11 protein-coding genes are annotated in these 10,353 nt (G+C 69.6%); 4 read left to right on the top strand and 7 right to left on the bottom strand.

The genetic code is table 11. The features are described from left to right. Nucleotides 1-895 (bottom strand): xanthine dehydrogenase family protein subunit M (locus QR77_RS44100; RefSeq protein ID WP_236710840.1); only part of this gene is annotated, 895 nt, incomplete at its 3' end. Continuing rightward, on the bottom strand, nucleotides 892-1,485 hold the full coding sequence (locus QR77_RS28260) for a 2Fe-2S iron-sulfur cluster-binding protein (RefSeq protein WP_040024850.1): 594 nt from the start codon (nucleotides 1,483-1,485) through the stop codon (nucleotides 892-894). The genes QR77_RS28260 and QR77_RS44100, both read right to left, overlap by 4 nt. 202 nt (nucleotides 1,486-1,687) lie before the next feature. Between QR77_RS28260 and QR77_RS28255 the strand changes: the two genes are divergently transcribed. Beyond that, a complete protein-coding gene (locus QR77_RS28255; RefSeq protein ID WP_078877889.1) occupies nucleotides 1,688-3,547 on the top strand; it encodes an MFS transporter in 1,860 nt (619 codons plus the stop codon). A 201-nt stretch (nucleotides 3,548-3,748) separates the two neighbouring features. Here QR77_RS28255 and QR77_RS28250 read toward each other — a convergent pair whose 3' ends face one another. Next, the gene (locus QR77_RS28250) at nucleotides 3,749-4,171 is read right to left on the bottom strand and encodes a nitroreductase/quinone reductase family protein (RefSeq protein WP_040024849.1); all 423 of its coding nucleotides are present in this window, start codon (nucleotides 4,169-4,171) and stop codon (nucleotides 3,749-3,751) included. 133 nt (nucleotides 4,172-4,304) lie between these two features. Between QR77_RS28250 and QR77_RS28245 the strand changes: the two genes are divergently transcribed. The 3 genes from QR77_RS28245 to QR77_RS28235 all read left to right on the top strand — a co-directional run bounded on the left by QR77_RS28245 (nucleotide 4,305) and on the right by QR77_RS28235 (nucleotide 6,909). Beyond that, nucleotides 4,305-4,940, top strand: coding sequence for a TetR/AcrR family transcriptional regulator C-terminal domain-containing protein (locus QR77_RS28245; protein WP_040024848.1), 636 nt, complete (start codon nucleotides 4,305-4,307; stop codon nucleotides 4,938-4,940). A gap of 169 nt (nucleotides 4,941-5,109) precedes the next feature. After that, nucleotides 5,110-6,264, top strand: coding sequence for a GAF domain-containing SpoIIE family protein phosphatase (locus QR77_RS28240; protein WP_236710839.1), 1,155 nt, complete (start codon nucleotides 5,110-5,112; stop codon nucleotides 6,262-6,264). Nucleotides 6,265-6,315: 51 nt separating this feature from the next. Continuing rightward, nucleotides 6,316-6,909, top strand: a complete 594-nt coding sequence (locus QR77_RS28235) for a hypothetical protein (protein WP_150130454.1) — start codon at nucleotides 6,316-6,318, stop codon at nucleotides 6,907-6,909. A 16-nt stretch (nucleotides 6,910-6,925) separates the two neighbouring features. Here the strand turns inward: QR77_RS28235 and QR77_RS28230 are convergent, their stop codons facing one another. The 4 genes from QR77_RS28230 to QR77_RS28215 form a co-directional block, all read right to left on the bottom strand. Continuing rightward, on the bottom strand, nucleotides 6,926-7,597 hold the full coding sequence (locus QR77_RS28230; protein ID WP_040024846.1) for a GntR family transcriptional regulator: 672 nt from the start codon (nucleotides 7,595-7,597) through the stop codon (nucleotides 6,926-6,928). 10 nt (nucleotides 7,598-7,607) lie between these two features. Next, entirely contained in the window at nucleotides 7,608-8,075 is a 468-nt protein-coding gene (locus tag QR77_RS28225; RefSeq protein WP_052489112.1) for an OsmC family protein, read from the bottom strand. A gap of 81 nt (nucleotides 8,076-8,156) precedes the next feature. Further along, the gene (locus QR77_RS28220) at nucleotides 8,157-9,266 is read right to left on the bottom strand and encodes an LLM class flavin-dependent oxidoreductase (RefSeq protein WP_040024845.1); all 1,110 of its coding nucleotides are present in this window, start codon (nucleotides 9,264-9,266) and stop codon (nucleotides 8,157-8,159) included. A gap of 83 nt (nucleotides 9,267-9,349) precedes the next feature. Beyond that, on the bottom strand, nucleotides 9,350-10,353 hold a 1,004-nt coding region (locus QR77_RS28215), incomplete at its 5' end, for an MFS transporter (RefSeq protein WP_040028800.1).

Below are 10,353 nucleotides of genomic sequence, written 5' to 3'. Positions count from 1 at the left end.
CCGCCAGCTCCGCCTCGGCGGCGGCGGCGAACGCGTCGGCGGTCGCGGGGCCGCCGAGCAGGGCCCGCTCGGCCACGCGGGCCCGCCACGGCCGCGAGGCGACGGCGCCGAAGGCGAGCCGTACGTCGTGCACGGCGCCGTCCCTGACGTCCAGCGCGGCGGCGATCGAGCCGATCGCGAAGGCGTACGAGGCGCGTTCGCGTACCTTCCGGTAGCGCGAGTGCGCGGCGACCGGGGCCGGCGGCAGGGTCACACCGGTGATGAGCGCGCCCGGTGGCAGGGAGGTCTCCAGATGCGGGGTGTCACCGACCGGGAGATACAGCTCGGAGAGCGCCAACTCGCCTGCGCCTTCGGCTGTTTCGTACCTCACGACCGCGTCGAAAGCGGCCAGCGCGACGCCCATGTCCGAGGGGTGGGTGGCGACGCAGTGCGTGGAGGCGCCGAGGATCGCGTGGTTGTGGTGCTCGCCCTCGATCGCGGGGCAACCGGTCCCCGGCGCACGCTTGTTGCAGGGTTTCGTGGTGTCGGCGAAGTAACCGCAGCGGGTGCGCTGCAACAGATTCCCGCCGACGGTCGCCATGTTGCGCAACTGCCCCGAGGCGCCGGCCAGTACGGCCTGGGCCAACGCGGGGTAGCGGGTGCGTATTTCGGGGTCGGCGGCGAGATCGCTGTTGGTGACGGTCGCGCCTATCCGGAGCCCGCCGTCGCCGGTGACCTCTATCCGGTCGAGGGGCAACTCCCGTACGTCCACCAGCAAGGCGGGCCGCTCGACACCTGCCTTCATCAGGTCGACCAGGTTGGTGCCGCCACCGAGGAACCGAGCCTCGGGGTCGCCGTCGAGCAGCGCGAGCGCGCCGGACACATCACCGGCACGCCGGTAGGCGAACTCCTTCACGCCGACACCGCCGCATCGGTGGCGTCAGCCGAGCCACGGGGGTGGGGCAGGGAGGCGGGCCGCACCGTCTCGGCGGCCCTCGCGATCGCCTGCACGATCGTGACGTACGCCCCGCACCGGCAGAGGTTCCCGCTCATCCGCTCCCTGATCTCCTCCGCGTCCAGCGGCAGGGGCCCGGCCCCGGGCCGTACGTCGTCGGTCGCCGCGCTCGGCCAGCCCGCGGCGTGCTCCTCGATCACCGCGACGGCGGAGCAGATCTGCCCCGGCGTGCAGTAGCCGCACTGGTAGCCGTCCAGGTCGAGGAACGCCTGCTGTACGGGGTGCAGCCGGTCACCCTCGGCTATGCCCTCGATGGTCGTCACCTCGCGGCCCTCGGCCGCGACGGCGAACTGGAGGCACGAGACGGCGCGCCGGCCGTCGAGCAGCACCGTACAGGCACCGCATTGGCCCTGGTCACAGCCCTTTTTGGTGCCCGTCAGATCAAGATGCTCGCGCAGCGCGTCGAGCAGGGTGGTGCGGTGGTCGACGGGGAGCGTGTGCTTCTCGCCATTGACGTTCAACGTGATCGTGCTGGACGTTGATGGTGCCATTCCATCTCCTGTGGGACGTGTCGGACACCAGGTGGACCTGGTGTCCGCGGTAGATCTTCCGCCGCCGCGCACCGGTAAGGAAGCCCGCTCCCCGACATATGGATGTCACGCACACGAGATAGATTGCATGCATAGACCAACCATCTGCCTCCGCGCCCGCCGGCGGAGCAGACGCACGCGAGGGAGAAAACGCATTGTGGGCATGACCGAACAAACCAGCACAGAACCGCCACGGACCGGCGCGCCTGGGAAACACTACAAATGGATAGCGCTGTCGAACACCACCCTCGGTGTCCTGATGGTGATGATCAACCAATCGATCGTGCTGATCGCCCTTCCCGATATTTTCCGTGGCATACATCTGGACCCGCTGGACTCGGCGAACACGAGCTATCTGCTGTGGATGCTGATGGGCTTCATGGTCGTCACGGCGGTGCTGGTGGTGACGTTCGGCCGGCTCGGCGACATGTTCGGCCGGGTACGCATGTACAACATGGGCTTCGCGGCCTTCACGTTCTGTTCGATCATGCTCGCCATCACCTGGATGGACGGCAGCGCGGGGGCGCTGTGGCTGATCGGCTGGCGTATCGCCCAGGGCATCGGCGGCGCGCTGCTGTTCGCCAACTCGACGGCGATCCTGACCGACGCGTTCCCCACGCGCCAGCGCGGTACGGCGCTCGGCATCAACTCGATCGCCGCCATCGCCGGCTCGTTCATCGGCCTGATCCTGGGCGGTGTGCTGGCGCCGGTGAGCTGGAAGCTGATCTTCCTGGTGTCGGTGCCGTTCGGCATCTTCGGCACCATCTGGGCGTACGTGAAGCTGCATGACACCGGGGTGCGCGCCAGGGCGAAGATGGACTGGTGGGGCAACGTCACGTTCGCCGTCGGCCTGATATCCGTACTGGTCGGCATCACGTACGGAATCCAGCCCTACGGGTCGAGCACCATGGGCTGGATGAATCCGCTGGTGCTGACCGCCCTCATCGGCGGTGTGGTGGTGCTCGGGCTGTTCGTCGTGATCGAGCTGAAGGTGGCTGAGCCGCTGTTCCGGCTGTCGCTGTTCCGGCTGCGGGCCTTCACCGCGGGCAACATAGCGAGTCTGCTGATGGCGCTCGGCCGGGGTGGACTCCAGTTCATGCTGATCATGTGGCTCCAGGGGATCTGGCTGCCCCTGCACGGCTACAGCTTCGAGGAGACTCCCCTGTGGGCGGGCATCTACATGATCCCGCTGACCGTCGGCTTCCTGCTGTCGGCGCCACTGTCCGGGTACCTCTCCGACCGGTACGGCGCGCGGGCGTTCACCGTGGGCGGGGCGCTGATCACCGGCGCCGGCTTCGTGGCTCTGATGGAGCTGCCCACGGACTTCAACTACTGGCTCTTCGCGATCCTGCTGTTCGTGAACGGACTCGGCTCGGGGCTGTTCTCGTCGCCCAACAGGGCCGAGATCATGAACGCGGTCCCCGCCGAGTCGCGCGGGGCGGGCGCCGGTATGACGGCGACGTTCCAGAACTCGGCGTCCGTGCTCTCCATCGGCATCTTCTTCAGCCTGATGATCGCGGGCCTCTCCCGCACCCTGCCGAGCGTGATGCACACCGGTCTCGTCCAGCAGGGCGTGCCGGACGCGATGGCACAGCAGGTGTCGGGGCTGCCGCCGATCGCGGTGCTGTTCGCCGCCTTCCTCGGCTACAACCCGTTCCAGCAACTGCTGGGCGGGCAGCTCTCGACGCTGCCCGACGGTGGGAAGAACATCACGGGCAAGGAGTTCTTCCCGCACCTGATCTCGGGTCCGTTCCACCAGGGCCTGGTCATCGCGTTCTGGTTCGCCGTGGCGGCGTGCCTGATCGCCGCTGTGTCGTCGCTGCTGACGGGCCGGGTCAACCGGCCGCACGACGTGCCGGCGGTGGAGCCGCTCGGTGAGGAGCTGGCTGCCGTCGCGGGCGGGGCCGGCATGAGCCTGAACGAGCTGGTGGTACCGGTCGACGACAGCGCGGGGGCCGGTGCCGGCGGCGGGGGTGGTGGCAGCGGCCGGGGCGATTCCGGTCCTGGCGCCGGGACGGACTGAGCGCCGCCGTCCGAGCCATCCCTGCCATCCGGAGGCGGGGAGACACGTCGGCGAGCACGGTCGGTGCGATGCAGAGGTCGTCCCGGTCGTGCTCGCCGCCGACGACCGTACGGCCCGGGTCGAGCAGCCGCACCAGCCGGTCGAAGTGGTGACCGTGGACGATCCGGGCGGGCGCGGGGCGGGCGGGCGGAAAAGGCCGTGCTATCCGATCGGGTCCAGCCGGATCACCGGGAAGGAGCGGGACGTGTGGGTCTCGTACTCCAGGACGTCGGGCCAGTACTCCATCACGATCCCGTAGAGCCGCTCGCGCTCGGCACCGTCACGCAGGATGACCGGCTTCGTCCTCAGCGTGCGGTCGTCGACCTCGATGGTGACCTCCGACATCGCCTCGACGTTGGCGACCCACAGCGGATCCTTCTCCGCGCCGCCGTTGGACCCGACGAGGACGAAGCTGTCGCCGTCGGCGACGTACAGCAGCGGGTTCACCAGATCCCGCCCGGTCTTGACGCCCACATTGTGGAGCAGCAGCAGGTGCACATCCTTGAAATGGCCGCCCATGGCCTCACGGACGACGCCGCCGTTCGCCCGGAATTCCGCGATGACTTGATCGTTGAGTTCGCTCATGCCCGCTGTTGCTCCCTTGGGGACTCGCCTGAGAACGTCATTCTTGAACGCATTCTTGAACGCCGTTCAGTATTAGTTGAACGCCCACCAAGATTCGTTGATGCGGGTTAGAGTGTCAAGGCCGAGGAGGAACATGAAGATCAACGCCGAAGCGATCTCGCGGGCGGCACTGGACCTGCTGGACGAGACGGGTCTCGAAGGCCTCACCATGCGCATGGTGGCGGGGCGGCTCGGCGTGCAGCCGGGGGCGCTCTACTGGCATGTCAAGAACAAGCAGGAGCTGCTCGACGCCATGGCTTCGGCGATCTTCGCGGACGCGGCCGAAGGACTCGAAGGGCCCCGCCTCGGCGTCGGCTGGCAGGAGTGGCTGGCCTCCTGGGCACGTCAGCTCCGGCGCGCGATGCTGCGCCACCAGGACGGCGCCAAGATCTTCGCCGGGAGCAACCTCAAGGAACCGGCGGTCTTCCGGGCGACGGAACTCGCCCTGCGCACTCTCCAGGACGCCGGCTTCCCCGTACAGAACGCGGCACGCAGTGTCGCAGCCCTGCTCCACTACACGGTCGGCTTCACCATCGAGGAGCAGGAACACACGGCGGGCCTGGCCGCCCCGGACGGCGACCCGCACGGCGAGGGCGTCGACAGCACCCGCTTCCCGCTCACGGCGCAGGCCTACGCACGGGACGACCTGTTCGACCCGGACACCGACGACTGCTTCGAGTACGGCCTCGTGATCATCCTCAGCGGGATGCAGGCCACCAACCAGCTCTGAGCCGCCGGAGCGAGCACACTGGTTACGGGGGCACGGGACCGCGGCAGCGGTCCCGCACCGCCGGCGGAAGGAAAGGCGCCATGGCTGACCGGAGCGAGGGCAGCCTGCGCATGCTCTCGGGCTTCTCGCGGACAGTCAGCGGACGCGTTACGACCTGCTGGCCACGCGGGTGGCGGAACGCGCGGCGGAGGCCGGGCTGAGCGAGGTGCTGATCTACCTGGGCGACCTCAGGCGGCGCACGCTGCACCTGCTGGTCAGGGAGGCCGTCGCCGGTGAACGGACACTCGGCGGTCACGCCACTGCCCTCTCCATCGACGGTACGGTCGCCGGGCGGTCGTACCAGCACGGCCGGATCATCCCCACGGCCGAGCGCCACGGCGGACTGCACCGCTTCTGGGTGCCGCTGCGGGACAGCAACGAGCGGCTCGGCGTCCTCCATATCGCCTCCGCCACCGACGACGAGCACACGCGTGCGGACATGATGTCGCTGGCGGCCCTGGTGGGCATGATGATCATCGGGAGCAGGGGCACCAGCGACTCGTACACGCTCCTGACCCGTACCAGGCACATGGATCTCGCTGCCGAGATGCAGTGGGAGCTGATGGCGCCGCGCACCTACGCGGACGGCCGGATCGTCGTCGGCGCCGCCGTGGAACCGGCCTACGAGGCGGGCGGCGACGCGTACGACTACGCGGTCACGGGTGACGGCGTCCATCTTTCGATCTTCGACGCGATGGGCCACGACACCGCCGCCGGGCTCACCGTCAATCTCGCTCTGAGCGCCTGCCGTACCCAACGCCGGCGCGGCGCCGGTCTCGCCGAAGTCAGCGAGGAGGTCGACAGGACCGTCGGCCGGCAGTTCGGCAGCGACCGCTTCGTCACCGCGATCCTGGCCCATCTGGACACCAGTACCGGCGTCTTCACCTGGGTCAACCGCGGCCATCCCCCGCCGACGGTGATCCGCGACGGGCGCTGGACCAGCCAACTGGCGTCCAGGCCCGCGCACCCCCTGGGCACCGAACTGGGCCTGCCCGTCGAGCTGTGCAGCGAACATCTCCAGCCCGGCGACCGCATCGTGCTCTACACGGACGGCATCACCGAGGCCCGCAAGCCGGGCAGCCAGGAATTCGGCCTCGGGCGCTTCACCGACTTCCTCATCCGCCACAACGCCGACGGCCTGCCCGTCCCCGAGACGGTCCGCCGCTTCATGCGCGCCGTACTCGACCATCACGACGGCCATCTCCAGGACGACGCCACCATCCTCCTGTGCGAATGGCTGGGCCCCACCCGGAACTCCGGCCTGCCGCAGTCACCCACCGGATAGCGCTCCCCCCGGCTGCCCCTTCCGTCGGTCCGGGACCCCTCCCGGCGCGGTATGGCTACGGTCGGAGGCGTCATCGGCGAACAGCGGGCGGAGGCAGGGCACATGGGCTGGTTGAAGCGACGCCGATCCTCGGACCGGGGACCGCGGCTGATCTACCTGACCACCGAGGCACAGGAGGCGGCCCAGGCCCGGGCGGCGGAGGCGGGGCTGAAGCCCGGCTACGGCAGCCTCAAGAAGGGCGAAGGCAGCTACATCATCTTCCAGGGCAGTGACACGGAGAAAGCGAAGCGCTATCTGCTGGACCTGCCCCCGGTCGAGGAGGAGTTGTTCTACTACGTCGTGGAAACCCCCGACGGCAACTGGGGAAGGGACATCGACGGCCTGTACCTGGAGAAGCTGCGGCCGTGGCAGAGCGACACCTCGGCGGCGGAATGCACGGCCGGGATCATCGCCCTCTCCGGCGGCCTGAACGGCCTCGGAATGGCCGCGAGCGGTCGGTGTGACAACTTCGTCGCCAAGGTCGCGTGCGGGAAGTGCGCGCACGAGTGGTACGACGGCGTGCGTTACCGGAATCTCACCGCCGTGTGCTGCCCGGGGTGCGAGGCGCTCAACAGGGTGGACACCCTTGATATCGTGGTCAGTTGAGACGAGATCGGCTCGGTCAGGGGAGCGTACGGGCGTCGGCGAGCCGGCTCAGGTACTGCTCGGTGGCCGCCGCCGCGTGGCCCACATGGTCCGCCATCAGGCGGCGCGCCGCCTCGTGGTCGCCCTCGGCCACCGCGGTCAGGATCGCCCGGTGCTCCTCGGCGGCCTGCTCCATCCGCCCGGAGGCCGTCAGACCCTCCAGCGGCATCTGCTTCCACACCCTGGCCACGAAGTCGGTGAGCAGCGGCGACCCGCTCGCCTGCGCGACCGCCAGGTGGAACTGGGTGTTGAGGTCCCCGGTGGCCGAGGGGCCGCCGTCCGACAGCGCCTTGTCCATGGCGTCGCACGCCGCGCCGATCGCCGCGACCTCCGCCGGGTGGTGCCGTACGGCGGCCAGCATCGCCGCCTCGGGTTCGAGCATGGCGCGCAGCATCGACACCTCCGACGCACGCTCGCCGGTCTGGCCGCCGATGATCGTGGCGTGGTTCGGGCGGCGGATCACCAGGCCCTGGTCGGCCAGCAGGGACAGCGCGTCCCGCACCGGCGTCTGGCTCATCTGGAGCTGGTCGGCGAGCGTCGCCAGGATGACGCGCTGGCCCGGCGCAAGCTCCCCCGTCCTGATGGCGCGCAGCAGCGCCTGATACGCGACCTCGCTCTTGGTGGGGGCGTGCGCCGGGCCGAGACTCATGGTTTCCAGCCTATCGGGCCGCGTCGCCGGTCACGCCGGGCCCGCGACGGCTCGGGTCCGAGGGGTGCGCGGTGACGTCGACGGTCACCTTGCCGCCGCGCGAAATGGTGCCGTAGACGGGGCAGTTCTCGGTGTAGAGGCGGGTCAGCCGCTCGGCGGTCTCCTGGGTGACACCCCAGGTGACGACGGAGAGGACGACCTCCTCGTAACGGGTGGGGTCGGCGGCGTCGCGGGTGTAGGCGACCGTGGTCTCGACGTCGTCGAGGCTCGCGCTCTCCTCGCGGGCGAAGTGGGTGACGCTGCTGACGGCGCAGGTGCCGAGGGAGGCGAGCAGCAACTCACCGGCCAGCCACGCCTGTCCCAGGCCGCCGCGTCCGCCCGTCGAGTCGGTGACCAGGAACTGCTCCCGGGCCTCGGCGAGGAAGCGGCCGGCCGTGCGGGTGGTGGTGACGGTGACGCTGTCGTCGTACGTCGTCATGGTTGTCTCCGTTCGTTGATGCGGCTCGTGCGGGAAGGTTCGTGCGGGAAGGGTCGTGCGGGGGCATGCGGGTTCGCCGGTTCAGAGGTCCCGCAGGGCGGGGATGATGTGCTCGGCCACCTCGTAGGCGCCTTCGAGCAGCGGCATCGAGTCGAGGATGAAAATGTCGACTCCGGCCGCGTGGTACTCCTTGAGCCGCCCGACGATGCTGTCGTAGCCGCCGACCAGCGCCATCGGGGGACCCTGCTGGAGCAGCGAGATGCCGGGCCAGAGGTTCTCGTCGTGGCTGAGGTCGCGGGCGTCGGGCAGGTCGCCCGCCCTGATGGCGGCGAGTCCCCGCTCGGGGATGTGGGCGAAGATACGGGACTGGGTGACGGACGTACCGCCGCCGTTGCCGCCCTTCGCGATCAGCCCGAGCTTGCGGTCCAGCGTGCTCCGGCTGGTCGACGCCAGGAGTTTGTTGGCCTTGCGCCACGCGTCGGCGTCCGTCTCCCCCACGATCAGGGAGGCGCGCAGCCCGATCCGCGGCGACCTGCCGTACTCCGCTGCCCGGTCCCGTACGGCGGCGGTCTTCTTCTCCAACTGGCCGAGCGGCTCGGCGAAGGTGAGGTACGCGTCGGCGAACCGGCCCGCCACGTCCAGGGCCTTGGGGGACGACCCGGAGAACCAGAGCGGGATGTGGTCGCGCTTCGGGGCGACCCACGGGTTGCCGGCGGCGTTCTCCACGTCCACGTACTCACCGTGGTAGGTGACGGTCTCCCCGGCGACGAGCCGGTTGAACACCTCCCAGTACTCGGCGTGCAGGTCGTACCGCTCGTCGTTCTCCAGCCTGATGCCGTGCTGGCGCCACACCGGGGTCTCGGAGTTGATGACATTGATCAGCAGCCGGCCGTCGAACATGTCGTCGAAACTGATGGCCATGTTGGCGAGTTCGGTCACCGAGGTGATCCCCGGCCGGAGGGCCAGCAGCGGACGGAAGTCCTGGGTGACCGTGGCCGCGGCGATGCCGGTGACCCAGACGTTGTGTCCTGTGGTGGACAACAGGGCGCCGCTGTACGGCAGTCGGTCGAGCGCGGAGGCGAGGGCCTTGACGTCGGGCAGCTTGATGTCGCGGCGGCCCCCGGGCTCCCAGGGGTAGGGGCCGTCGTGCGTCACGTAGTACCAGAGGAACTCCGGTGCGGGCCTGGTCATTTCGGGCTGCCTTTCGTCTTGAGGGCATGAGAGGCGGGAGGGGAGGGAGCGGGCGGGAGGGCGCGGGAGCGGCGGGAGCTGCTTCATGCGGGGAGGTCCTTGCCGCGGGTCTCGGGCAGGCACAGCACCGCCACGATGCCCAGCACATAGACGGGGGTGAAGATCACCGCCGCCTTGTCGAAGCCGCCGAGCGCGGAGGCGAGCGACCCGGAGCCGACCGAGGCGATCATCGCGAGGTAGCGCGCGCCGGAGAACACGGCGCTGATGGCCGTGGCGCGGATCCGGGTGGAGAAGAGTTCCGGTGTGTGCACCGTGTACCAGCTGTAGAGGCCGCCGGTGAAGAACCCGGCGACGACCTGGGCCACGGTCACCGTGCCCGCCCCGTTCAGCACGAGGAAGACCACCGGTACGACGACGATCGAGCCGGCGAAGTAGAACGTGGTGGTGCCTTTGCGCCCCCAGAGGTCGGCGAGGAAGCCGAAGGCGATGCAGCCGATGATCTCCCCGACGTTGTACAGCGCCCCCGCCCAGCCGGTGAAGAAGGCCGTACGCCGTGGATCGTGGACCAGCCCGCCGACAAAGGTCGGCTGGTACGAGGAGACCGCCCACCAGCCGACGGTGATCGCGACGGAGACGCCGAGCGCGGCCAGGAACCGCCGCCCGGTCTGCCCGCGCAGCAGGCCGGCCCGCTGCTCGGGCGTGGCGGTGTTCGTCACCCAGCGCGCGGACTCGGGTATCCGGCGGTACACCAGGGCGATGATGATCAGCGGTACCACGCCGAACAGGTACATCCAGCGCCAGGAGAGGTCCCAGGTCGAGCCGATCAGCACCCACAGGGCGGACACCAGGAGGCCGCCGAGCGAGAAGCCGGCCTGGAGGAGGCCCGCTCCTCTGGTGCGCCACTTCTCCGGCCAGGTCTCCTGGAGCAGCGACGTCCCCACGCCCCACTCGGCGCCGATGCCGACGCCGGTGAAGAAGCGGGTCACGCCGAGCAGCCACCAGGTGCCCGTCGTCGCGGCGAGGACGGTGGCGACGCTGTAGATCACCACGCCGGCGACCATGGTCTTCCGGCGGCCGAGGCGGTCGC

Origin of the sequence: Streptomyces sp. 150FB, assembly GCF_000818195.1 — a bacterium.
Taxonomy (GTDB): Bacteria; Actinomycetota; Actinomycetes; order Streptomycetales; family Streptomycetaceae; genus Streptomyces.
The sequence above is the reverse complement of the archived record's forward strand: the minus strand, read 5'-3'. Positions and strand labels throughout refer to the sequence as shown.

Bases quoted from the DNA above. Each gene is read 5' to 3' on its own strand.
- QR77_RS28225 (WP_052489112.1), bottom strand. From the start codon at position 8,075: ATGACGACGTACGACGACAGCGTCACCGTCACCACCACCCGCACGGCC.
- QR77_RS28250 (WP_040024849.1), bottom strand. From the start codon at position 4,171: ATGAGCGAACTCAACGATCAAGTCATCGCGGAATTCCGGGCGAACGGC.
- QR77_RS28235 (WP_150130454.1), top strand. From the start codon at position 6,316: ATGGCTACGGTCGGAGGCGTCATCGGCGAACAGCGGGCGGAGGCAGGG.
- QR77_RS28230 (WP_040024846.1), bottom strand. From the start codon at position 7,597: ATGAGTCTCGGCCCGGCGCACGCCCCCACCAAGAGCGAGGTCGCGTAT.
- QR77_RS28220 (WP_040024845.1), bottom strand. From the start codon at position 9,266: ATGACCAGGCCCGCACCGGAGTTCCTCTGGTACTACGTGACGCACGAC.
- QR77_RS28245 (WP_040024848.1), top strand. From the start codon at position 4,305: ATGAAGATCAACGCCGAAGCGATCTCGCGGGCGGCACTGGACCTGCTG.
- QR77_RS28255 (WP_078877889.1), top strand. From the start codon at position 1,688: ATGACCGAACAAACCAGCACAGAACCGCCACGGACCGGCGCGCCTGGG.
- QR77_RS28260 (WP_040024850.1), bottom strand. From the start codon at position 1,485: ATGGCACCATCAACGTCCAGCACGATCACGTTGAACGTCAATGGCGAG.